The 21,129-nt window shown below is 60.0% G+C and carries 25 protein-coding genes and 2 pseudogenes; 16 read left to right on the top strand and 11 right to left on the bottom strand.

Features of this window, described 5'->3' with window-relative positions; all coding sequences use genetic code 11:
* Window positions 1-116 precede the first annotated feature (116 nt).
* From U0042_RS15330 to U0042_RS15310, 5 genes are all read right to left on the bottom strand, one after another.
* On the bottom strand, window positions 117-296 hold the full coding sequence (locus tag U0042_RS15330) for a DUF1427 family protein (RefSeq protein WP_232833657.1): 180 nt from the start codon (window positions 294-296) through the stop codon (window positions 117-119).
* Window positions 297-308: 12 nt separating this feature from the next.
* Window positions 309-1,271 (bottom strand): quinone oxidoreductase family protein, encoded by a 963-nt coding sequence (locus U0042_RS15325; RefSeq protein ID WP_114815368.1) that lies wholly within the window; start codon window positions 1,269-1,271, stop codon window positions 309-311.
* 210 nt (window positions 1,272-1,481) lie between these two features.
* The gene (locus tag U0042_RS15320; RefSeq protein WP_232833656.1) at window positions 1,482-2,339 is read right to left on the bottom strand and encodes an AraC family transcriptional regulator; all 858 of its coding nucleotides are present in this window, start codon (window positions 2,337-2,339) and stop codon (window positions 1,482-1,484) included.
* Window positions 2,340-2,675: 336 nt separating this feature from the next.
* The gene (locus tag U0042_RS15315) at window positions 2,676-2,990 is read right to left on the bottom strand and encodes a helix-turn-helix domain-containing protein (protein WP_114815367.1); all 315 of its coding nucleotides are present in this window, start codon (window positions 2,988-2,990) and stop codon (window positions 2,676-2,678) included.
* A complete protein-coding gene (locus U0042_RS15310) occupies window positions 2,987-3,331 on the bottom strand; it encodes a toxin (protein WP_114815366.1) in 345 nt (114 codons plus the stop codon). Before U0042_RS15310 ends, U0042_RS15315 begins: the two co-directional genes overlap by 4 nt.
* Window positions 3,332-3,495: 164 nt before the next feature.
* Between U0042_RS15310 and U0042_RS15305 the strand changes: the two genes are divergently transcribed.
* From U0042_RS15305 to U0042_RS15295, 3 genes are all read left to right on the top strand, one after another.
* Entirely contained in the window at window positions 3,496-4,191 is a 696-nt protein-coding gene (locus tag U0042_RS15305) for a hypothetical protein (protein WP_157977939.1), read from the top strand.
* Between the two features lie 692 nt (window positions 4,192-4,883).
* Window positions 4,884-5,150, top strand: a complete 267-nt coding sequence (locus U0042_RS15300) for a hypothetical protein (protein WP_157977938.1) — start codon at window positions 4,884-4,886, stop codon at window positions 5,148-5,150.
* Between the two features lie 21 nt (window positions 5,151-5,171).
* Window positions 5,172-6,566, top strand: a complete 1,395-nt coding sequence (locus U0042_RS15295; protein ID WP_157977937.1) for a hypothetical protein — start codon at window positions 5,172-5,174, stop codon at window positions 6,564-6,566.
* A gap of 35 nt (window positions 6,567-6,601) precedes the next feature.
* Here U0042_RS15295 and U0042_RS15290 read toward each other — a convergent pair whose 3' ends face one another.
* Complete coding sequence (locus U0042_RS15290) at window positions 6,602-6,829, bottom strand: hypothetical protein (RefSeq protein WP_327204981.1); 228 nt, start codon at window positions 6,827-6,829, stop codon at window positions 6,602-6,604.
* Here U0042_RS15290 and U0042_RS15285 point away from each other — a divergent pair.
* The 3 genes from U0042_RS15285 to U0042_RS15275 all read left to right on the top strand — a co-directional run bounded on the left by U0042_RS15285 (window position 6,828) and on the right by U0042_RS15275 (window position 8,305).
* Window positions 6,828-7,337, top strand: coding sequence for a hypothetical protein (locus tag U0042_RS15285; RefSeq protein WP_327204980.1), 510 nt, complete (start codon window positions 6,828-6,830; stop codon window positions 7,335-7,337). The genes U0042_RS15290 and U0042_RS15285 overlap by 2 nt on opposite strands.
* A 122-nt stretch (window positions 7,338-7,459) precedes the next feature.
* Entirely contained in the window at window positions 7,460-7,792 is a 333-nt protein-coding gene (locus U0042_RS15280; RefSeq protein WP_327204979.1) for a hypothetical protein, read from the top strand.
* 3 nt (window positions 7,793-7,795) lie between these two features.
* Window positions 7,796-8,305 carry a hypothetical protein gene (locus U0042_RS15275; RefSeq protein WP_327204978.1) on the top strand — a complete coding sequence of 170 codons (510 nt, stop codon included), beginning with the start codon at window positions 7,796-7,798 and terminating at the stop codon, window positions 8,303-8,305.
* A gap of 91 nt (window positions 8,306-8,396) precedes the next feature.
* Here U0042_RS15275 and U0042_RS15270 read toward each other — a convergent pair whose 3' ends face one another.
* Window positions 8,397-8,654, bottom strand: coding sequence for a helix-turn-helix domain-containing protein (locus tag U0042_RS15270; protein WP_114815498.1), 258 nt, complete (start codon window positions 8,652-8,654; stop codon window positions 8,397-8,399).
* Between the two features lie 53 nt (window positions 8,655-8,707).
* Between U0042_RS15270 and U0042_RS15265 the strand changes: the two genes are divergently transcribed.
* From U0042_RS15265 to U0042_RS15235, 7 genes and pseudogenes are all read left to right on the top strand, one after another.
* On the top strand, window positions 8,708-9,046 hold the full coding sequence (locus U0042_RS15265; protein ID WP_232833669.1) for a hypothetical protein: 339 nt from the start codon (window positions 8,708-8,710) through the stop codon (window positions 9,044-9,046).
* Between the two features lie 95 nt (window positions 9,047-9,141).
* Window positions 9,142-10,263, top strand: coding sequence for a hypothetical protein (locus tag U0042_RS15260; RefSeq protein ID WP_157977957.1), 1,122 nt, complete (start codon window positions 9,142-9,144; stop codon window positions 10,261-10,263).
* 69 nt (window positions 10,264-10,332) lie between these two features.
* On the top strand, window positions 10,333-10,803 hold the full coding sequence (locus U0042_RS15255; RefSeq protein ID WP_114815496.1) for a DUF2628 domain-containing protein: 471 nt from the start codon (window positions 10,333-10,335) through the stop codon (window positions 10,801-10,803).
* Between the two features lie 293 nt (window positions 10,804-11,096).
* Window positions 11,097-11,468, top strand: a complete 372-nt coding sequence (locus tag U0042_RS15250; protein ID WP_114815495.1) for a VOC family protein — start codon at window positions 11,097-11,099, stop codon at window positions 11,466-11,468.
* Window positions 11,469-11,601: 133 nt separating this feature from the next.
* Window positions 11,602-12,621, top strand: coding sequence for an IS110 family transposase (locus U0042_RS15245; RefSeq protein WP_327204977.1), 1,020 nt, complete (start codon window positions 11,602-11,604; stop codon window positions 12,619-12,621).
* 364 nt (window positions 12,622-12,985) lie between these two features.
* Window positions 12,986-13,276: pseudogene (locus U0042_RS15240) on the top strand (helix-turn-helix domain-containing protein); the annotation flags it as partial.
* Window positions 13,274-13,570 (top strand): annotated as a pseudogene (locus U0042_RS15235) (ATP-binding protein); the annotation flags it as partial. The pseudogenes U0042_RS15240 and U0042_RS15235, both read left to right, overlap by 3 nt.
* Window positions 13,571-13,685: 115 nt before the next feature.
* Here U0042_RS15235 and U0042_RS15230 read toward each other — a convergent pair.
* The 4 genes from U0042_RS15230 to U0042_RS15215 all read right to left on the bottom strand — a co-directional run bounded on the left by U0042_RS15230 (window position 13,686) and on the right by U0042_RS15215 (window position 17,933).
* Entirely contained in the window at window positions 13,686-15,005 is a 1,320-nt protein-coding gene (locus tag U0042_RS15230; RefSeq protein ID WP_114815452.1) for an MFS transporter, read from the bottom strand.
* 410 nt (window positions 15,006-15,415) lie between these two features.
* Window positions 15,416-16,345 carry a polysaccharide deacetylase family protein gene (locus U0042_RS15225; protein WP_114815453.1) on the bottom strand — a complete coding sequence of 310 codons (930 nt, stop codon included), beginning with the start codon at window positions 16,343-16,345 and terminating at the stop codon, window positions 15,416-15,418.
* Window positions 16,342-17,256, bottom strand: a complete 915-nt coding sequence (locus U0042_RS15220) for a polysaccharide deacetylase family protein (RefSeq protein ID WP_114815454.1) — start codon at window positions 17,254-17,256, stop codon at window positions 16,342-16,344. The genes U0042_RS15225 and U0042_RS15220 overlap by 4 nt, the downstream gene beginning before the upstream one ends.
* The gene (locus tag U0042_RS15215; protein ID WP_114815461.1) at window positions 17,253-17,933 is read right to left on the bottom strand and encodes an isochorismatase family protein; all 681 of its coding nucleotides are present in this window, start codon (window positions 17,931-17,933) and stop codon (window positions 17,253-17,255) included. Before U0042_RS15215 ends, U0042_RS15220 begins: the two co-directional genes overlap by 4 nt.
* Before the next feature lie 552 nt (window positions 17,934-18,485).
* Here U0042_RS15215 and U0042_RS15210 point away from each other — a divergent pair.
* From U0042_RS15210 to U0042_RS15200, 3 genes are all read left to right on the top strand, one after another.
* Entirely contained in the window at window positions 18,486-19,265 is a 780-nt protein-coding gene (locus U0042_RS15210) for a GntR family transcriptional regulator (protein WP_114815455.1), read from the top strand.
* Between the two features lie 83 nt (window positions 19,266-19,348).
* A complete protein-coding gene (locus tag U0042_RS15205; protein ID WP_114815456.1) occupies window positions 19,349-20,614 on the top strand; it encodes a 3-isopropylmalate dehydratase large subunit in 1,266 nt (421 codons plus the stop codon).
* A complete protein-coding gene (locus U0042_RS15200; RefSeq protein WP_114815457.1) occupies window positions 20,611-21,129 on the top strand; it encodes a 3-isopropylmalate dehydratase in 519 nt (172 codons plus the stop codon). The genes U0042_RS15205 and U0042_RS15200 overlap by 4 nt, the downstream gene beginning before the upstream one ends.

Raw genomic sequence — 21,129 nt, 5'->3', positions numbered from 1 at the left:
GCAATCTGGAGAAAGCGCGTATTTTACGCCACGCTGACGCACCCGTCCCCTCGGCCGTATGGAAAAGGCCTCCGCGCTTTCCCTGCCGGTGGGCGGTGCCCGATGACCCGGCGCGTTCAGCCCAGCAGGCGTGCCGCGAGCGAATGGGCGAACGCGAGCAGATGCTCGCCCGCGAGCATGCCCAAAAGGCCGACTAGCGCCACGGCGGGCGGCGCGGGAGACTTCACGTCGAGCACGCTGTAGATGACTCCGACGAGCACGCCCACGGCAAGTGAGACCAGATACGTTTTCAGCATGGCCGGCTCCCTTCACATCGCGATCACGACGCGGCCGGCGGTGCCCGCGGCCACGGCCTTGTACGCCTCCTGCGCGGCGTCAAGGCCGAAACGCGCCGCGATGACGGGCGGCGCGAGCTTGCCGCTTTCGAAACCGTCCACAAGTGCGTTCATGAGCCGCGCGGATTCCGCCACGCCCAGCTTGGCGCTGTCGGCGCCGAAGAGTTGCGTCTCGTTGTGATAGAAGTCGATCAGGTCGAATTCGACGCGCCGCCGGCCCGTCGCGCTGATTTCGACCACGCGGCCGCGGCGCCGCACGAGGGCGAGCGCCGTTTCGAAAACGACGCCGCCTACCGTGTCGAAGACCACGTCCGCGCCGCCGTCGGTCAACGTCTTGACGGTTTCGACGGCGGAGGCGTCGAGCGGAACATAGTGGTCGATCAGCCGTCCGGCGGGTGAGTCAGCACGCGGCGGGTGGCGATCCACGCCGATCACGCGGGCACCGCGCGCCCTGGCGATCTGCGTGACGGCGCCGCCCACGCCGCCGCCCGCACCGATCACGGCGATGGTTTCGCCTTCGCGCAACTGCGCGTAATCCACCGTGCCGAGCCACGCGACGACGAAGTTCACGCCGATCGCCGACGCCTCTTCGTGGCTCAGGTTCGACGGTTTGCGCGAGAGGGCCGCGACCGGGACGTGGATGAATTGCGCGTGGGTGCCGTCCCGCGTGAAGCCGATGTCGCCGCCGGTGCCCCAGACTTCGGCGCTCATCCACTCCGGCGGGCCGTCCACCACCACGCCGCTGAAGTCGCGCCCCGGAATGCGCGGCAGCGTGGTGTGTTCGAAATGGCCGGAGACGTTCTTGACGTCGCTCGGATTGATCGACGCGCTGACGATCTTCACGACGGCCGAATCGCCGTCGCGCTGGGGCGTGGGCACGTCGACGTATTCGAGTGTGTCTGGACTGCCGAAGCTGTTGAACCGGATGGCTTTCATGGCGACCGCTCCTGTATGGGATGGTGTGGCCGCGCAAGGGCGGCGTACGGTCGGAAGTGTAGGTGGCGTGCAATCCGTCGAGCGGACAAGTGCTTTCGATTTTCGGACAAGGGGCGTTCGGCAGCTTTGGCGGGCGAGTGCCGTGGCGGGCGTTTGCCCGTTCCGCCTTGTGCGTTATTGCGCTATGCGCTACCCGGCACAGTGCCGCGGTCAGCCAGTCGAAGTGTCGACGCGGCTCTGGCCGTCCGGTGCGCCGGCGGCAGCGTCGCCAGGCGCTGGTTCTTCGCCGGCCAGCGTCGCGCGCGTGTAGAAGCCCGTGGGCGATGCGCCGAGTTCGCGGCGGAACATGTCGCTGAAGCTGCTGGGCCGGTAGCCGAGCGAGCGCGCCACACGGTCCACCGGCTGCCCTTCGGCAAGGCGCGACGCGGCAACGGCGAGCTGCACCTGGCGGCGCCACTCGGCGAAACCTACGCCCAGTTCGCGCGTGAACAACCGGGCGAGCGTGCGCACGCTTGCGCCAGCGCGGGCGGCGTGCTGCTCGAAGCCGACATCGATGGAAGGATTGGCGATCACCGCTTCGCAGAGCGCCCCGAGCCGGCGGTCGGCCTGCGCGCTGGGCAGTGGGATGCGCAACGCGTGTTGCGGCGCATGTTCGAGTTCGAGCACGATCATGCGAAAGGCGGCGTCCAGATAGGCATCGTCGCGATCCTGCTCGTGCTCCGCAATGGCGCTGATCAACTCGCGTAGCAGACCGTTGACCTCGAAGACGTCGCACCGGCTGCTCAGATGCTGCACGTAGTTGCTGCGCAGGTAGACGTTGCGCATTTCGACCGCGCTCAACATGCGGATGGCGTGGACGGTGCCTGGCGGCAGCCACACCGCGCGCTGCGGCGGCACCATCAGCGCTTCGTTGCCGGCTTCCACCCACATCACGCCCGCCACCGCATAGAGCACCTGAGCCCAGTCGTGCGCGTGGGGCTCGATGTAAAGACCACGCGGATAGTGTCGCGCGAGCGCACGGCCGCTGCCGTGGCTTGTCTGCAGGTCGGGAGGGATGGCCTTGGGCATGCGGGCGGCTGCGTTCAGGCTGGAAGAAAGAGGGAGATAGCCGGGCTCCGGCTGCGCGGCCTTTGGGACGCAATATCCGTTTCTATACGTGGTGGCCGTTGCTGCGCCCCACTGGCATAGGTGCGCGCGTTATAGCGGCCTGCGGCTGTCCTGCTCGAGCGAGAGCATCCGCTCCACATACCGCGCAATTATGTTGAGTCTGGCTGGAACACCAAGCCCCACATAGGCGGCATCGAGAAAAGTTGCTCGTATACCGTCGCAAATACCGTCGTGTCACGCTGCTTGTAGCGAGACGACGATAGGCGATGCTGGACGGTGCCCGCAATCGGACGTCATTCAGAGCGTTTCCAGCATCTGAAGCGTTTCGGGGTGCTTGGCGACCAGTCGGATCAGCGTGGCGGCCTGTGCATTGGGCTTGGCCTTACCTTGTTCCCAATTCTGATACGTACGCACGTTGATGCGCAGGCTTCGGGCCATGACAGCTTGAGACGCGTGAGAGGCTTCGCGCACGGCCTTAATTTCGGCTGGTGAAACGTCGAGCGCATCGGGCGCCTCAGCCTTGATCTTGCGCAGCGTGATTTTCTCGTCGCGCTCGGCGGCAAGGGCGTCGAGACCCTCAGTCAATTCAGCAAAGAGATTTCGCTTCTTCATCGCTTGCTCCGTATCGTGACCTCTCTGTCCAGTAGCTTTGCGAAGGCTTTCCGCTCGTCACTGGTTAGGTCTGCCATTTCATCCTTGTCGTACAGTGTGAACAACCAGAATTGGTAACCGCTAACCCAATAGTAATAGATTACTCGTAGGCCACCACGTTTGCCTTTCTGGCGGCGTTTGTCAGCGAACCTCAACTTCCGCAGACCGCCGGTTCCCTTGATCAAGTCACCGGCCTCGGGATTAGCCAGCAGCTCTTTCTGCAGGACGGCGTACTCGTCATCCGCGAGGTAGTTCTCGCGTTCACGGGAAAACGGCGGCAGTTCGATGAAGGTCGCTTGCATCGTTAAATTATACGCTATCTGCGTATAATTGCAAGGGCAAGCACTGGCCGCCCGCACATCCTCTTCTGGTGGACCTGCCCCCTTTCGGACGCGCTGGCGATCTGCTACGCTACGAGCACGGTTTCTGACTACCTCCCTGCTGCGTGGGAAAAGTCAGCGGGTGCATGACGAATCACATCCCCAATGTCGCCAATCGGGCAAGCAGCATGCTTAGCTCTGCCAGCGTTCTATTCCTGGCGGCGACGATTTCATCGGAGAATGTGATGTTCCAGTATTTGGACGTTGTAAATGGCCTGAAAACCCTCTGTACCGCACTTGATACGCCGACCGACCTTTCCCATTGTCAACGTCTGGACTTCCAGGCTCGGTCGCTCGGTTTCCAAAGCTATCACCACTTCCGGCGCACCATGAGCCAGCTTCCGACCGATTCGTTCGCAGCGGTTTCGCTCGGCCTCATGCGACGCATTTGCGAAAAGCGATTGCCGTTAGAACCGAAATGCCGCTACTACGAGTTTGTTCCGTTGCCGCATGGAATGGGTTACTACAGCCGTTGGATCGGTTGGGACAAGAACGGCGACGAAGTGCGGGAGCCCCGCCCGCTTAACGGGCGTGACTCTGTGCAACGGCTACGTGGGGTTGTGGATTTCCCGGTGTATGTCGTCGAGTCGGAGAGGGAGCTGACAGCTTGGCGGCAAGTCTGGCGCTCGACTGCTTATCTCCCGGAGGAGCTTGCCAAACGGCACTTCGCTGCGTATTTCGACAAGCAGCGATTCGTGGCTGAAAAGCCGCCGATGGACCTTGTAGAGCGGAAGGCTCGCAGCGGGCGCTACGACAGCAATGTCATGGTCGACAACGCCTAGCGGAAAATGAGTGTGGAACGGTCGTTGGCGACTTCTGAGCGGTCATGTGTTCGGCGCGTCTCGGGGGCTCTGGCTGGTCGCGTTAGCCGAGCCTCGCGAGCGCTGGGCCATGGAAATAGTTTCTGCTGGTGAACGTGGCAAGGCGGCGTTACCGGAACGGATATATCGAGTCTGGCTGAAAACGCTTGTGCGACAATGCAAAGACGCTGAACGATCGCCGGTATACCGTCGGCCGATTTGATTTACAGTAAGACGTCAATGGTCTGGTCGGACCATAACCGGCACGACCTCGGTGGCGGCAAGAGATGCACTAGCGATCTCCGATATAGCGTCGTGAGGACCAACTTCCGCCCCATGCGTCCTTCTGTTGAAGACGATACCTCTCTGCGGCACAGCCGACTTGTCCGGCCGGGCCGGCGTTCGCATTCCGTTTCGCATCAGTGGCTGCGTTTGGGTCACGAGACCATCCGGGGCCAGCGATGGCATCGGCATCGGTAATTGTGACGCATTCGAGCATATCAGGGTGTGATTTCAGAAATAATTGCATCTTGCTTCCGCCTAGCCTATAAATCTTGGCAATGATCTAGGTGATCCATCAGCTTGGGCAACTAAAAGAATGCCGAAAAATAAAGGCCCGATAAGGGTAGCTTTGAATTCGATCGCTGTGGTTATGTTGGCAAAAAGAGGGAAAAATGGATCAAGGAACCGCAGTCGCATCAGCCGTGGCCGCGCAACTAACGCTTGACCATTGGTGGCCGCCGCAAGATTCTACGAAGAAGATGGGGGTAGATTATCTTTATACGAATAACTCAATGCCCATATTTCTTGCAAAAATTAAGAACCGGCTGGCATCTGGGAACCCTCCTTATTATTTCTCATTTGATTCGACGTTTTCCAATAGTTGTCTAGCAATGACCGCTCCGCAATTGATGAACAGTATCAATTCTAAAACAACGTGATGATGCTTCGCGGAGGTGATAATGAACGTGACATCTCATGCCATGAGAGTCAGATGGCGCACGTCGCCATCGGCGGTTACATCAATGCTGGTTGTCAGCATGTCATGCGCGTACCCGACTTCGGCGCTCGCTGAAGCGCTAGCGGCAACAGATAACGAAACAGGAATTTGTGCCAACGGAGTTGTTGACAAAGATAAACTGGCATTGAGCCTGCTTCAACAATACCCAGTTAGCGCGGCGGCTGTCAGCATTTCGAGCGTAGACAAACTAAAAAATCTTTCTCCGCAGCGCCAGCTATATGCAAATGAAGATCCATGCAGTACTGCAAGCTGTTCAGCCAGTGACAAGAAAAATATCGGAACTGGGAGCTTCCGGATTCGCGAGATGCTTCTGGGGTACGATAGAGGAAATTTCATCCCGACAAATCCTGAGGCTACCCCGTTCGAATACATGAGCGGCCCCAACGAGCAGAGCGCAATTAAATGCGTCAATGCAAATGCATCCCTTGGAGGCTCGTCCGAGGCTAAAGTGGTGAAGAGCGGTTCGACTCTGCTTTCGCAGTTTCGGCTTCGCGGAAGCGCTAGCGCACTGGCGGTTCCACGTCCGGACGTTTTAAGTGGCGATGCTGGTACGCCGACGCCGTTTTCTACAACGGACAAGGCGACATTTGATCTGTTGCAGAATTCGGCGGCTGGATCTCGTACGTCAAACATACTGACTTTTGTCGGCTACGCTATTCCTACGTCGCTGTTCGACTTGGATGGCGCGGGCGGCAATACGTTTTCTATAATCCCATACGCCGGGATTAATCGAGACATAGTTTCTGTCAGCAAGGGGAGTTCGGTAAAGCCGAGTGTTAGTAATACGGCGGATTTCGGTGTCATAGGGCTATTTAGCTTTCTGGAGGGTGATCGTAATGTTGAGGTGAATCACGTGCTCAGCGTGCGACCCGACTATCTTTTTGATTTTCATGATGGAAGCAGGCTTGCCACGCTGAATTTCATCTATACGCCTGTATTGCAAGGTATAGCAAACACCTACGCACCGATTTCAATAAACGTAAAAAGTGGATATTTTGCGTATGAGCCGATTTTCGAGGTAAAGTCGGATATTGGGCACTACACAGACCGTGGACTTCCCGGTGTTTCTGCTGGCAAAAAAGATTTTATACGAGTTGGCGGGGAGATTGGGCTTGGGCTGGTTAGCCAGTTGTCGTGGCTGCCAGTAGATATATCGGTAACCTATGCCCGGCTTTATCCGGCAAATGGGGGCGTGCGAGTTGGTGAACTTAATTGTGTACTTTCATACAACTTTACCCAGTACTTCAGCGTGAGTCTCAAGTACCTGCATGGCAATCGAGAAGATACTGCGAAATTCGAGAAGCAATGGGAGTTGGCGCTGTCAGCTAAATACTAGGGATATTTCGCGGGGTTTTGCGTGCCTGCGCAAAGTTATTTGGCCGTTGAGGCCATGATTTGGCCCTGATAAAATGGCGATACGGCTGAAAAACCGCTCACACACCGGTTTTCGGCTCGCCGCTCGCGCCGCAGCGCATGCCTGAGCGAATCCGCAGGAAATTTGCCGGATTCCCGCCTCACTTTTCTCCTTCCGATCTGCCCGATGCCGCCAGGCAGGCGTAGCCGCGCGCTTCTTTTTCGCGTTTTCAGGAGCTGATCCATGCCTGTCCTTCCAACCGGAGTCGAGAGCACCCCGACGACCTTCACGCCCGCATTTCCGTTCGTGGCGCAGACCAGCGATTTCGATGACGTCTTCGCATGCGCCGCGATGCTCTCGGGCAAGAAGATCGAGGAGGTGAGGGAGATTGCCATCGCCAAGACGAAACATCCCGCGCGAGGGCCGTACTACCTCGGGGAGAGTCATATCGCGGCACTCCTGGCGCAGCTGGGCTTTGTTGCCACCGTGTACAAGGAGGTTTCCCGCGTATCCGATATTCCCGACGTCGCGCTGATTCTCGTGGACTACAACGACGATATGGAGATGGGGCGACACATCCTTTTTCATCGCGGCAAGGCCTCGCATGCCCCGGGGACATCAATCGAGTACGCACTGGATCCCGCGCCGTGGTGCAAACCGGCCGACCGCGTCCGCACCAACTTCAAGTCCATCGCCGGTCACTGGGTGATCGGCATCCATGCCATGGGCGGCAAGGGAGCGGCGGGCAAGTAGTGCCGCCACCGCCGACGAAATTCCCGACGCGCCAGCGTCAGGGGCCAGTGCCAGCAGCACTGGCCCTTTCGCGTTTACGGGCCGCCGGCCGTTGCCGGTGACCCCCACTGAAGGAGGTTTTGATGAGTATCGAAGATACGAGCGCAGGACCCGAACCCGTTCCATGCCGTTCGCTGCAACCGCCGGCGCCGCTTTTCGCTGTGGGCCGCGTCGTCGCGACGCGAGGCGTACTGAAACACCTCGAACGCCACGGCATTCAGGCCGATCCCTATCTGCGACGCCATGTGCGCGGCGACTGGGGCGACGTGCCGCCCGAAGACGCGCTTGCCAACGAGCAGGCCGTGAAGTGTGGTGCGCGCATCCTGTCGTCGTACGAAGTCGCGGGCAGGCGCGTATGGATCATCTCCGAAGCGGACCGTTCGGTGACGACCCTGCTGTTCCCGTCGGAGTATTGATCCATGCCGGCCATTCCCACTACCGTCACCATGATCGGTGCCGGCTTCGCACCGGCGTTCACTCGGGTGGAGCAAAGCGGCGACTTCGACTGTTCCTTCGCGGTGATTGCCATGATCTGCGGTACTACGCTCGATGCTGTGCGCAACGTTGCCATCGGGCGGTTTCATCACCCTGTGCATGGCCCGTACTGGATTACCGGCGAACTGATTGCGAAGCTGCTCGGGCACTTCGGGTACGAAACAGGCATGTATGAAGAGCCGACGGTGCTTGCTGACATACCCGATCTGGCCATTGCGCTTGTCGACTACGATGAGCGCACCAACCTCGGCCGGCATGTCATTTTCCATCGCGCCCGCGCAAGCCACGACCCGAAGGTCACCGTGACGTACGTGATTGATCCGGCGTACTGGATCGAGCCGCACGATTACGTGCGAACCCGCCTGCCGCCCGTCCATTGGTTCCTGGAGGTGCGCGCCGCACAGCCGGGAAGCGGTCCGCCCCCACCACGGTAAGGCATTGCCGGATACCGACGGACAGTATTGCCACACGCCGTGGCGATATTGTGGAACCCGGCACTACACCGCGGCAACGCAGCGACCGGGATCAGCGGGGCAGCGACCTGATTGGCCCGGCGAGAACCTGGTCGATGAATTCGTGCGGATCGGTTTCGAGCGCACCGAGAATATCGAGCAGTTCGACGAGGTCGACACGGCGCATTCCGCTTTCGTATTTCGACACGAACGATTGCGGGCGATGGAGGCGTTCCGCAACGTCTTCCTGAAGCAGCCCGCGGCGCTTGCGGAGGTCCGCGAGGAGGGCCGCGATGCGCTGGTTGCGGGGATCGTGAATGGGATGTGCCATGGCCGGATTCTAGATCCGCATATATAATATCCCATATGAGGATGTAACATATTATGAGTATGCTGACGCTGGCAATGATCTGGCTGCTGATGGCCACGGGGATAGCTGCTGCAGTGATATCGGACATGCGCCGGCTGTCGGTGCATCGCGTCGGGCTGTCAGCTGTGGGCTGGTCGTTCGTATGTGCTGGTACGGGACCGTTGGCAATCGCCGCCTACCTGGCCTGTCGGCGGGTTGTCTGGCGGTTGCTGGTCGATTCGGTATGGAAGATCGTCGGCGATGCCTCGTATCCGGTCGACGTTCGCAGGGAGCGCCTGATTGCCCTGCGACGCAACGGCCTCATTGGTGTGCCGGTGTTTGTGGCGTGCATGAAAGCGCTCAACACGCAGTAGCCGGGTCGGCGGCGAAACGCCACCGCAACGGCGAGCGTGAACGCATGCCGGACGGTGCCCGTCGCCCGGGGCTGCATTAACCCATCTACAGGAACATGAACTCCAACAGATCATTGAAGGGACTGCACATTGTTGTGCCGGCCATCGTGGCCGGCGCGCTTCTCGGCGGCTGTGACCGTCATTCAAGGCCTGACCTCGAGGATGTCAAAAGCGCGCTTCAGGCGAGGTACGGCGAATGTCCTCTCTGGACGCTCGGCAACGTTCGCCGGATTGATGGCGCGCCGAATCCTGACGGCTACGAGGTTTCCTACTCGTTCGTTCTGACCGTGAAGGATCCAGACGCACTGACCGGTCATGGTGCGCACGTTTCAGGGGAAGATGCCACGCACATTGCGGCGGCGATGTTCGGAGACACCAGCGACCCATGCTTCTATGGTGTGTTTCCGCTTGCCACGATTGCCAGCCAGCAGCAGCCGGTGTCTCGCAGCTACCAGGGAAGCGGCGACAGGATCTTTGTGCGTAGCGAGCAGGGCTGGCATTTGAATACTGCGCCGCCCAATCCCCGCGATCCGGCGACGTACGACCAGTTCTCCCCGATCGCCGATTCCACGCCGGCCGCACAGCCCGGCAGTGACGCCGACGCCACCGGTACCGCATCCGGAGCACGTGGTGACGTCGGTAACGGGAACGTCGCAGCTACCGCGGCAGTAGCAAACGCCATCGCGGCGCCCAATGGCGGCTCGACCGTCGCGGTAGCTGCTTCCGTTCCGAATCCGCCGCCGGCCGTTGATGCAGCTTCGGCGGTTTCGCCCGCCTCCCGTGCTTCTGCGTATTCGCCTGATATGCCGGACCTTGAGGGCGACTGGCGCGGCACCTATCAATGCGGGCCATATATCGGCCTGGGCTCGGTAACGAACCCGGATGCGTGGACGACACAGGTCACGATGACCGTCCACAACGGAGCGGCGACGCTGGTGCGGCAATCGACAGGCGACGGCCCGCCGTTCCGCGAAATGCTGGCGGGCAACGTTCTTCCGGACCGGTCGCTGCCCCTCAGCGGCGCGGGTCAGGCAACCGGCGCAGATCGCCCGTGGTACGTCGATTTCATGGGCCGCTTCGGCGGCAGCACCGGCGCAACGGTATACGAGGCCCGCGGCACGATCTCCGACTGGCATCGCGATGAGGTTCGGGCCTGCCGCCTGACGCTCGCGCGCTGATCCCTACCTCTTCATTTTCTTGAGCGTCGCCGTCCGGCGGCGCGCTAACTTCAACTGGAAATCACCGTCATGGCATTTTGCGAGCAATGCGGCGCGCAGCTTGGCGCGGATGCGTCTTTCTGTAACGGCTGTGGTAATCCGGCGACCGGACAGGTCGCTCCATCCGATGCCCTTCCGGGACTCCCGGAAAAATGGCGTCGACGCTTTGCCGCCATCGGGAAGGCGGGCGGCGAGGGCGTCCGCTGGTGGCGCTGGCCGAACGCTAAGGAGCTGACACGCAGGGAGAAGCGGCTGATCACGTCCAACCTGTGGGCGTTCGTGTTCGGGCCGTTCTATTACGTGTATCTCGGGATGTGGCGTAAGGCCATCACGCTGTCGCTCCTGGCGCTTGTCATCGATGCAATTCTCGGCATGGCGGGGGACGTGCTGAACGTGCCCGTCGATGGCTTCCTGTGGATCGTCTCGGCCGTCATGTTCAAGCAGTGTGCGAACGTCGATTACTACCGGAAGACTGTGCTCAAACGGCGGGAGTGGTGGTGACGACGTTTGATGATCTCGCTCGACCGGTTTCGAATTTGCGAAGCGGGCGAATTGTGGCTTCTCGCCACGGTTCGCTTTGCCTATTGCCTCATTCGATGCAACGAGTGGGCTTGGCACGCCGTCACCAACCTTCAGCACGGGGGTAGATCATCGTGTTGCCCATGTCTGCGTGCCTGGAGCAACTCGAGTTCAGTGCGGATGCCCATATGCCGACTGCTGCCGTGTTCAGGTGTGGCGGCACGGGTTCTAAATCATCTTTGGGTTCGCACCCGCCTCACACTTCAGGAAAACTCATGTCCGACCACATGAAATTCGGAGCCAGCGGCTACGAAGCGAGCAAAGCGTTCTTCCTGAAGGCACTCGAACCGCTCGGTGTAGCGGTTGTCCCGGACGGCCCGGCGACGTATGGTTTTGAGCTTCGCCCACAGAGCAAGATTTCATTACGCCTGTACCAGACCGGGCAGACGCCAGCGCATCTTCATTTGGTGTTCACGGCTGAAAATCGCGAGCAAGTCGACGCCTTCTATCAAGCAGCTCTCGCGGCGGGTGGCAAAGACAACGGCGCACCAGGTCTGCGACCGCACTACCACGCGAACTACTACGCCGCTTGTGTCACTGCTCCTGACGGACACAACATCGAAGTGGTTTGCCACAACGAGGCCTGAGCCATTTATCAACTGGACCGGCGAGAGCAGGGCCGGCCCCACTGTTGATTTACTGAGATGGACCCGACGCCCCTTCGGGGAAGCGCGATACTGCTGAATGTCCTCTTAACGGGACCACATCGGGAGGTTCATCATGGAAATCGATATTCTCGGCATTGATCTTGCCAAGCACGTCTTCCAGCTTCACGGTGCTGAACGTAGCGGGCGCGCGGTGCATCGATCCAAGGTCGGGCGTGGAGCATTGATCGAGACGGTTCAAAAGCTTCGCCCGCGAGTCATAGCAATGGAGGCTTGCAGTTCAGCCCATCATTGGGCACGTCGCTTTACCGGCATGGGTATCGAGGTTCGCCTGTTAAGTCCTCAATATGTAACGCCGTTCGTGAAGACAAACAAGAACGACCGCAACGATGCGGAGGCAATCGCCGAAGCAGCCTCACGTCCGTCGATGCGCTTCGTTAGCGTTAAATCGGTCGAGCAGGAAGACATCCAGGCCGTGCATCGAATGCGTGCCGTCCTGGTGCGCCAGCGCACGGCAGTTATCAACCAGATCAGAGGACTGCTGGCCGAGCGCGGCCTGATCGTCGCGCGCTCGGTGCAGGCTTTCAAACGAACCATCCCGACCTTATTGAGTAACGAGAGCTCCGAACTGACGACTTTCTGCCAGGCGCTGCTTACCGACATGCTGCAGCACCTGCAGGCGCTGGAAGCTCGGATTCAATGGCTGGAAGTGGCGATAAAAGACTTCGTAAAGAACTCGGCATTGTGCCGCAAGATTACCGCGGTCGAGGGTATCGGTCCATTAACTGCGAGCGCCGTTGTTGGCGCTATCGGCGATGCCAAACAGTTTTCCAACGGGCGTCACCTTGCAGCGTGGCTCGGGCTAGTGCCCCGTCAATATTCCTCGGGGGGCAAGGCCCGGTTGCAGGGCATCAGCAAGCGCGGCGATACCTATTTGCGAACTCTTCTGATTCACGGTGCAAGAACTGTTTTGCAATACGCGTCTGGCAAAGCTGACAGACGTAGTCAATGGTTGCAGCAACTGATCGCCCGACGCGGCTACAACTGTGCGGCAGTAGCACTGGCCAACAAGAACGCACGTATCCTTCAGGTCCTGCTGAGTACTGAAGCATCGTACAACCCAGCCGTGCAATGAACGCAGTACAGGTTTAGATTCCGGCATCACCCAGCGCAGGTTTGCGTAGCTCTAGTACATGATGACGAAATCGGTAGAACCAGCATCCTGAAACCTGTCTTCCGTGCCGGCCACGTAGCTCGAGCCGTTGATTTGCTCAGGACAAGGATGCGCGGATCTCGTCAAGGCTGCGGGCGTGCTTCGGCAACTGCCCACAAGCAAGCCGGATACATGCATGCAGACCATTTCCAATCATCGTCAAGAGCTTGCAAAGCGCGTCGGGTCCATACATGCACGGAAACCTGACCCGGCCAGGGCAGTAATTTGCATCGAATATTGACCCACGTAGAACACTGACCTGCTCGGCAACGGGCAGGGGAACGGAGTGATCGACGTGGCTATATTGAGCATCATCCGACGCTGGTACTTTCGCGATCAGGTCCCGTTGCGCGAGATTTCCAGACGGCTGGGCGTGTCCAGAAACACGGTCAGGCGTTACATCCGGGCCGGCACGGTTCTGCCTGCCTATCCCGAGCGCCACAGCCCCAGCAAACTCGACGGGTTTGCCGCGAAGCTCGCAGGCTGGCTCAAGACCGAGGCGAACCGGCCGCGCAAGCAGCGCAGGACGCTCAGGCAGATACATGCGGATCTGTGCGCGCTTGGCTTCACGGGTTCCCTCGCGTACCAGATGAAGGTGGCACGCTTCCCGGCGTACCGCGACATGGGCGGGTTCGACTTCAGCTGCAGCGATGCCGACGAGGCACTGGTGCGCCAGCTGTACCAGTGCGACTTCATCGACTCGGCGCACAACATCGTGCTGGTGGGTGGACCCGGCACGGGCAAGACCCATCTGGCGACGGCCATCGGTGTGCAGGCGCTCGAACATCATCGCCGCCGCGTGCGCTTCTTCTCCACCATCGAACTGGTCAATGCCCTCGAGCAGGAGAAGCTGGGCGGCAAGCCCGGACATCCGACACATCAGTCGGATACCCCTTGCGGTCGGTCGTTTTCATCCCGCCAGGATACCAGGTCTCAATCGAGGCGTCGTAGCGTTCGGCAGACGCCCGGGCAGTTTTATCTGGCGATCAGTCAGAAGCCTTTGGGCCCAAAAAGGTTGCCAGCATAGCGAAGCCACCGGAGATGACGAGCGGAATCGCGAAGTAGCCAAATGTCGTTGACAGCGCAGTGTTTGCTGCAAGCAGTGCGCCGCCGGCCATTGGCCCCAGAACAGCGCCGAAGCGGCCGAAACCACTGGCCCAGCCGATACCTGAACTACGGAGACGCGCAGGATAGATCAGTGCCGCGAGCGAGTAGAATCCGCTGAAGCCGCCCATCAGCGTGAAGCCCATGCCGAACGCAGCTAGAAGCGTGGCGGCAAGAGACATATGCTGAACAAACAAGATCATCATGCCCGAGCAGACGAAGAAAAACAGGGCAATCAGCTTGCCGATGTCACGGCGAATGGCAAGGTAGCCGATGACGACATCGCCGAAGACGCCGCCGAGGTTCGTCAGGCTGCCGGCCCAGATAGCGTTGGATTGGCTCAGACCAGCCATCACCGAAATCTTGGGAATCCAACTCATCAGGAAGTAAAGTACGCCATAGCTCAGAAAGGTTGCCATCCACAGCGCAATCGTCCCCTTGTAGAGTTCCGCGCTGAAGAGATCGCGAGGCTTCGGCAGGTTGCCTTTTTGACTGCGCGGGGGCAGTGCGCTGATCGGCTGCATACCCAGCCGGGCACGCAGGGCATTCGATCGGTGAAGTGCATTCTTCGGTTGGCGCACTTCGAGAAATGCGACTGATTCCGGCAGCGCGATCCACACGATAGGCAGCAGGACGAGCGTGATGATGGCTGCACCGAGCATCGTTGTTTGCCATCCGAACACCGGTATGGCGAAAACGGCCGCGACACCCGTCAGCACTGCGCCGACAGGGTAACCCGCCTGAAATATGCCAACTACCAGGCTGCGACGGCCCGGCGGAGCGTATTCGGCAACCAGTGCGCCGACCGATGCCAGCAGCGTTCCCAGGCCCAGACCTGTCAAGACGCGCATTGCCGAGAAAATGGCGAGATCGTGGGTCAGGCCTGAACCTAATGAACCCAGTGTCATCAGCACCAGCGCCAGCAGAATGATGGGCCGGCGCCCCCATGAATCAGCGAACGGCGCGATCACAATGCTACCGAGGACCATGCCGGTCATGCCGGCCGAAAACACCACGCCGAGTTGTGCAAGACTGATATGCCAATCCGAGGCCATGGCGGGAGCGATGTAGGACACAATCAGCAAGTCCATGCCATCTAGCGCATTCATAACCGTACAGAGTACGACGACTGTAATCTGTAGCGCCATCCATTTCACGGCTTTGTTGCCGCAGTCTGGAGAGGATTCTGCAACGTAGCTCATAATATATCCCGTCGAATTGTTATTGATAGACCCGTATTACACGGTGTAGCCAACAATCAAAGATCCGGCCCATACGTGCTTCTCGCACGAAAAACCGCCGGGGGAATCGATGAGTTATGCAGCTATGCGTCCCCCGCCCGCCAAGCTCTTCGCATCCGCCTCAAGCATTGCGGTCAGTATGTCCAGGCGCAGATTTTGATGGGCCCGATTTGACCACGTGATATTCAAAAATGGATATCGTCGCCGAATTGCAGCCCTTGCCGTTACGATTCACGTAGCGCAGGATTATCGTGATTCGCGGCGAAGGCCACGACGACGAGAACTCGGCACACGGTGTTTTGAGATTCAGCCATGGACGTGTGGGAAAACGTTAAGGAAACGTTCGCGTTTCCAAATGCCGGCGTCGTTCGTCAGGCGGGTTGCCCGGCCTTCCAGGCGTCGAGAATTTCACCGCCCGTTGCCGACCATACACCGCGATGGCGAGTGATGTGAGTGAGCGCCTCCTCGAGTGCACGAATGCGGTATGGCTGTCCGACGACCCACGGATGCAAGGAGATCGCCATGACCCGTCCATGATCTGCGCTCGATTCCTTGTACAGCACATCGAACTGATCGATCAGTTGATCGCGGAAGTCGTCTTCCGTGTGGTGGTTCTGAATCAGGATAGTCGCATCGTCGATATCGATCGGATGCGGCATCGCGTGGATCTGGCCTGCTCGCGTGTTCATGGCATACGGCATATCGTCGTTGACCCAGTCGCATAGGTAATCAATGCCAGCCTCCTTCAGCAGATCCGGCGTGTTCCACGATTCCGACTTTGCCGGGCTCAACCAGCCGCGAACCGGCTGGCCGGAGGCCTTGCGCAGAATATCGAGCGACGTGGTGATCAACGCACGTTCCTCGTCCTCGCCCATGCCGCCGTGATGCAAGTGATCCATATCGAGCCCGTTGCCGATGATTTCCCAGCCGCGATCCACACAGGCTTTCACCAGCGCCGGATAACGCACGGCTACGGCCGCATTCATGGCGGCGCTCGCTTTGAGCCCATGTTTTCCGAGGGCGTTCATGATGCGGAAGATCCCGACGCGGTTTCCATAGTCACGCAGCGTGTAGTGGCGCAAGTCAGGGTAGGCTGTTTGCATCGCGCCCATCGGCTTGAACGGCTTGCCCTGCATGTTCAGCGGAAACCATTCGAGAGCCGGGACGATCCAGAGCGCAACCCGGCGTTCATTTCCCAAGCTGACACCGGGACGCTGCGGCAGCATCGACCAGTCATAACGCGCGTGATCCATGCCGTAGCGGCGCAGCGGGTACTCCAGATATTCTTTGTCGACACTCATGGTGCTTCTCCGACGGCATGGGCAGCCTTTGCGAAGGCATCGTAGTAATGGGTGTTGAAGTGCTCTGCGATCTCGCGGCCGGTTGCAAGCCACACCCGGTCGTGACTCGTGATGTATCCAAGGGCTTCTTCGAAGGCCGCGAGCCGGTACGGCTGGCCGATCAGATAGGGATGCAGGGGGATGCACATCACCGTGCCCGACTTCTCGCCTTCGTGATACAGGCGGTCGAACTGACGCTTGATGATGTCGCCGTAACGGCGGGGTGAAACCTGGTTCACGTTATAGACGATGGTGTCGTTCATCTCGAGCGAATAAGGAATGGAGGCAAGCCTCCCTTTCGCTGTCTTGACCGGGCCGGGCTGGTCGTCGTGGAACAGGTCGCACACGTAGGTCAGCCCCATTTCTGCCACGAGTTCCATCGTGCGGTCGGTGTAGGTCAGGGCGGGGGCCAGCCAGCCGTCGAGCTTCTGGCCCGTGTGCTTCTTGATCGTGTCGATCGAATCCTGAATGACCGCGCGTTCCTGCACTTCGTCCATGCCCATGAGATAGCGCGTGTTGTACGTGCCGTGGGAATAGAACTCCCAGCCGTTCTCCGCGCAAGCCGCGATGACTTCCGGATGATGCTCGCACATGGCGACGTTGAGCGACACCGATCCGCGCATGCCGCAGCGTTTCATGACATCGAGCATGCGCCAGAAGCCTACGCGATTGCCATAGTCGCGATACGCATAGTTCTGTACGTCCGGTGCAGGCCGCGACCACGCTGCGCGCGACGGATTGCGCGGCGGATTGAGTTCGTAGAATTCGACGTTGGGCGCGACCCAGAAGGCCACCCTCGCACCGTTGGGCCACTCGAGCCGCGGCCGTGCGTCGTACGGCAGATAATCGTAGAAATCCGGATCGCGTTTCATCGTGCTTCCTTGGCCGGAATCTTGGCGATGGATTCCAGAATCTCGTGAACGGACAGCACATCGGCATACTTCACGGCCATGTCGTACAGATTCGCGAAGTGCGGGCTTTCGTGTTTGTCGGCCACGCACTCCTGCGCCACGATCGTGCGGAAGCTGCGTTGCAGACTGTCGACTACCGTGGCGCGCACGCAGCCCGACGTCGAACCGCCGGTGACGATCACCGTGTCCACGCCGTGAAACGTGAAGATCGAAGACAGGTTCGTTTCGAAGAACGCCGACGCCATGCGCTTGTTGACGATGATGTCCCGCGTCTGGTCAATGACCAGACGCGGATCGAACTCGGAACGCACCGAACCTACCTTGATGTTCTGCAACGAATCCGGCGTGTTGCTGCGCGTGCCCCAGATGCCGCAGTCCTCGCCCGAATCCATGTAGGCCACATACGTCCACACGACTGGAAAGCCCTTGGCGCGGAACGCGTCGGCGAGCTGATTCGTGTATGCCATTTGTTTCGGGTCGGTCTCGTACGCCGTCGCGAATTCGCCAACGCTCGTGTAGGCCTTCTGCAGATCCACGTTGATGAGGGCCGGCGTGCGACCAAAGCCGAAGCGCTTGCGCGTGGGGTTCGCCTTGAACTCTTCGAACAGTTGACGTGCGGTTTTGTCGGAAGTTTGCATGCGAAAGTCCATCCGTGATGGGGGCATCAGAAATCATGCGGACCGCTGTCAGCCAGGCTGACAGCGTGCACGGGCAATACGTTCTGGGCATGATGTGAGTGCATTATTATCCTGTCAATAGGACATTATCCGACGTCCTGGCGTCTTCCATGCGGCGTGGAACGACGACAGTGAAGGCCTATCAAGATCGCTTCATGGCCGCAGGAAATGCGTCGTGCCATCGCGCGCAGTTCAGGTTCGGCCGAGCCGCCTATGATGGCGCCCAGTCGACCGGTACTCGGCCCAGTTGTTGTCGGATAGTGATAGGCAGGTTCGCATACTGAAGTTCGGCACAGAAGACGCCGCGGCGATCGAGGTACGCCACGTGCATCCTCCCGATACAAGTCAATCTGCGTTGACCCTGCTTGACACCCCAGCAAAGCTGTCCTATCGTTGGAACAATAAACTATTTCGCAGGCGCTCGCAGTCTGACATGCGACAGCGACGTGAGCGGGAATTACGTGGGAATTTCGAGTGAAACACAGCACACAGGCTACTGCAGCAAAACCGGCAATGGGCTCGCTACCGCTCCCGAAATACCATCAGATCTACCTCGTGCTTCGGCAGAAGCTCGATGAAGGTCTCTATGACGATGGCGTTCCGCCTGAAAAGGAACTGGCGCAACAGTTCGGCGTCGGGCGCGTCACCGTGCGGCGCGCTCTGGAGCAATTGGTCAACGAGAACCTGATCGTTCGCGAGGCCGGGCGTGGCACGTGGCCGGCGCCGCGTGCCGAGCAGTTGGAGACGGCGTCGCAAGGAGACAACGTCAATCTGAGACTGGCCGGCCTGCTGAACAACATCGTCCAGGCGAGCCGACGGACCACCGTCAAGGTGCTGGAGTGGAGCGTCATCCGCGCATCGCCCATGCTCGCTCAAGCGCTACAGGTCGCGGAAGGGGAGCCGGTACGAAAGATCGTGCGTACGCGCAGCAGCAGCGCTGGGCCGGTGTCCTTCATCACTACCCATCTGCCTGAAGAACGTGCGGCGAGGTTGACCCGTGCCGACGTCGCCCGCAAGCCCGTTCTTCAACTGCTGGAAGAGTCCGGCGTGGAATGGGGGAGGGTGCGCCAGACGATTTCGGCGAGCCAGGCCGATGCAACCGTTGCTGCAGAGCTGGACGTCTCGATTGGCGCGGCGCTGCTATCGGTCCGGCGGCTGGTGTACGACAGCAGTGACCGGCCCGTTCAATTGCTGCACGGCCTATACCGACCGGATCGTTACGAATATCAAATGGAATTGACCCAGTTTGGTGATATCGAAGCACGCGTCTCTGAGGGCGAGATTTCGCCATGAAGCAACTGACGTCGAGCACGATCAGACTCCGCCACGGTGCCCGAGAGAAGCACCACCGACTATAGCGTACGCTTCCGATCCATATGACTCTTCCTGCCAACTTGGCCCAGAAGCTAATCGCCCGGGCCAGCGGTCGTCCACACGTTGCACCGGGGGAAATCGTCAATTGCAAGGTTGATCTTGCGATGTTCCACGATTCCTCCGGGCCGCGTCGCTTGAAACCCATGCTGGAAGAATTGGGCGCGCAAATATGGGACAAGTCGAAGGTCGTCCTTGTCCTCGATCACTATGTGCCCGCGCGGGACGAAGATTCGCGGCGCATCGTGCGCGTCGCGCGGGATTGGGCCTCCGAGCAGCAGCTGCCCAATATCTACGATAGCGAAGGCATCTGCCACATCGTCCTTCCGCAGAAGGGGCATATCCGGCCTTCCATGTTCTGCGTCGGCGGCGATTCGCACTCGCCCACCGGCGGCGCATTTGGTGCGTATATGTTCGGCGTCGGAAGTACCGAAATGCTTGGGGTGGTCGTCACCGGAGAAATATGGGTGCGTGTTCCAGAGACCATTCGCATGCGATGGGATGGCCGGTTGCCGGAGGGCGTGACGGCCAAGGATATGGCCTTGCACATGATCGCACGGTTCGGTATGAACGGCGGAAGATATCAGGCAATCGAGTTCTGTGGCGAGGCGGTGCGCGCGCTGTCGATGCAGGAGCGCATGACCCTGTCGAACATGAGCGCAGAGATGGGCGCTCAGGTTGGACTCATCGCTGCGGATGAGACTACGCGACAGTGGTTGCGTGCTGTCGGCGTGGCTGAGGTGGAGGTCGCCCAGTGGCAGAGCGACGAGGGCGCCGAAGCGACCACTCACCATTTCAATGCCGCTGAACTTGCGCCTCAGGTGGCGGCCCCCCACAGCCCCGCCAATACCCGCCCGGTCGGTGCCTATCAGGATGTGCCCGTGCAAGTGGCCTATATCGGTGCGTGTACCGGTGCCAAGCTCGACGATCTGCGTGCGGCGGCACAGGTCCTGACCGGTCAGCGCGTCGCGTCCGGTGTTCGCCTGATGGTTGCGCCTGCCAGCGTGAAGGATCAGCAGCATGCCGAAGCGGAAGGGGTGATGGACGTGCTCAGGGGGGCGGGCGCAGAAGTGCTGCCCGCGGCGTGCGGTGCATGTTCCGGCTATGGCGGCAGTATCCCGGACGATGCGAACGTAATCGCGACGACGGCCCGGAACTTCAAGGGGCGTATGGGATCGGCGAGTGCCCAGGTATACCTGGCGTCTCCTTACACCGTAGCTGCATCGGCACTGCGCGGCCGTATCACTGATCCGCGCGAGGTGCTGGCATGAGAGTGAGCAGCATACAAAATGCGCGTGTCTGGGCCGTCGGCTCCGATATCGACACCGATCAACTGGCTCCCGGCGCGTACATGAAGCTGGGGCTGGAAGGAATTGCGCCTCATTGCCTCGAGGCGGTACGTCCAGAATTTGCCGCAGAGGTCCGTGGGGGCGACGTGATCGCGGCGGGTCCGAACTTCGGCATCGGTTCTTCGCGTGAGCAGGCGGCGGAGGTGCTGGTGCGCCTGGGCGTGAAAGCGGTCATCGCGCCGTCCTTCAGCGGGCTCTTCTTTCGCAACGCATTCAACCTGGGACTGCTGCTGGTCACGTGTGCGGACGCCGGGTTTCTGCGCGATGGCCAGAGCGTGAGCCTGAGCCTGGAAGGAACGCGTCCCCTGGTGCATCGCGCAGACGGAGAAACGCTTTACTGCGAGCCCATCCCGGCATTTCTGCTTGACATGGCGGCTGTCGGTGGGTTGCTCAATCAACTGCGCAGCCGGTTTGGCAAAGCTCTCAAGGAGTTTTGA

The organism is Paraburkholderia kururiensis (assembly GCF_034424375.1).
Lineage (GTDB): Bacteria > Pseudomonadota > Gammaproteobacteria > Burkholderiales > Burkholderiaceae > Paraburkholderia > Paraburkholderia kururiensis_A.
This window is presented reverse-complemented; position numbering and strand designations above follow the sequence as displayed.

Bases quoted from the DNA above. Each gene is read 5' to 3' on its own strand.
- U0042_RS15330 (WP_232833657.1), bottom strand. From the start codon at position 296: ATGCTGAAAACGTATCTGGTCTCACTTGCCGTGGGCGTGCTCGTCGGA.
- U0042_RS15225 (WP_114815453.1), bottom strand. From the start codon at position 16,345: ATGAGTGTCGACAAAGAATATCTGGAGTACCCGCTGCGCCGCTACGGC.
- U0042_RS15270 (WP_114815498.1), bottom strand. From the start codon at position 8,654: ATGGCACATCCCATTCACGATCCCCGCAACCAGCGCATCGCGGCCCTC.
- U0042_RS15290 (WP_327204981.1), bottom strand. From the start codon at position 6,829: ATGGATCAGCTCCTGAAAACGCGAAAAAGAAGCGCGCGGCTACGCCTG.
- U0042_RS15305 (WP_157977939.1), top strand. From the start codon at position 3,496: ATGACGAATCACATCCCCAATGTCGCCAATCGGGCAAGCAGCATGCTT.
- U0042_RS15220 (WP_114815454.1), bottom strand. From the start codon at position 17,256: ATGAAACGCGATCCGGATTTCTACGATTATCTGCCGTACGACGCACGG.
- U0042_RS15250 (WP_114815495.1), top strand. From the start codon at position 11,097: ATGTCCGACCACATGAAATTCGGAGCCAGCGGCTACGAAGCGAGCAAA.
- U0042_RS15285 (WP_327204980.1), top strand. From the start codon at position 6,828: ATGCCTGTCCTTCCAACCGGAGTCGAGAGCACCCCGACGACCTTCACG.
- U0042_RS15300 (WP_157977938.1), top strand. From the start codon at position 4,884: ATGGATCAAGGAACCGCAGTCGCATCAGCCGTGGCCGCGCAACTAACG.
- U0042_RS15230 (WP_114815452.1), bottom strand. From the start codon at position 15,005: ATGAGCTACGTTGCAGAATCCTCTCCAGACTGCGGCAACAAAGCCGTG.
- U0042_RS15275 (WP_327204978.1), top strand. From the start codon at position 7,796: ATGCCGGCCATTCCCACTACCGTCACCATGATCGGTGCCGGCTTCGCA.
- U0042_RS15205 (WP_114815456.1), top strand. From the start codon at position 19,349: ATGACTCTTCCTGCCAACTTGGCCCAGAAGCTAATCGCCCGGGCCAGC.
- U0042_RS15315 (WP_114815367.1), bottom strand. From the start codon at position 2,990: ATGAAGAAGCGAAATCTCTTTGCTGAATTGACTGAGGGTCTCGACGCC.
- U0042_RS15245 (WP_327204977.1), top strand. From the start codon at position 11,602: ATGGAAATCGATATTCTCGGCATTGATCTTGCCAAGCACGTCTTCCAG.
- U0042_RS15265 (WP_232833669.1), top strand. From the start codon at position 8,708: ATGAGTATGCTGACGCTGGCAATGATCTGGCTGCTGATGGCCACGGGG.
- U0042_RS15320 (WP_232833656.1), bottom strand. From the start codon at position 2,339: ATGCCCAAGGCCATCCCTCCCGACCTGCAGACAAGCCACGGCAGCGGC.
- U0042_RS15280 (WP_327204979.1), top strand. From the start codon at position 7,460: ATGAGTATCGAAGATACGAGCGCAGGACCCGAACCCGTTCCATGCCGT.
- U0042_RS15215 (WP_114815461.1), bottom strand. From the start codon at position 17,933: ATGCAAACTTCCGACAAAACCGCACGTCAACTGTTCGAAGAGTTCAAG.
- U0042_RS15325 (WP_114815368.1), bottom strand. From the start codon at position 1,271: ATGAAAGCCATCCGGTTCAACAGCTTCGGCAGTCCAGACACACTCGAA.
- U0042_RS15255 (WP_114815496.1), top strand. From the start codon at position 10,333: ATGGCATTTTGCGAGCAATGCGGCGCGCAGCTTGGCGCGGATGCGTCT.
- U0042_RS15310 (WP_114815366.1), bottom strand. From the start codon at position 3,331: ATGCAAGCGACCTTCATCGAACTGCCGCCGTTTTCCCGTGAACGCGAG.
- U0042_RS15210 (WP_114815455.1), top strand. From the start codon at position 18,486: ATGGGCTCGCTACCGCTCCCGAAATACCATCAGATCTACCTCGTGCTT.
- U0042_RS15200 (WP_114815457.1), top strand. From the start codon at position 20,611: ATGAGAGTGAGCAGCATACAAAATGCGCGTGTCTGGGCCGTCGGCTCC.
- U0042_RS15295 (WP_157977937.1), top strand. From the start codon at position 5,172: ATGAACGTGACATCTCATGCCATGAGAGTCAGATGGCGCACGTCGCCA.
- U0042_RS15260 (WP_157977957.1), top strand. From the start codon at position 9,142: ATGAACTCCAACAGATCATTGAAGGGACTGCACATTGTTGTGCCGGCC.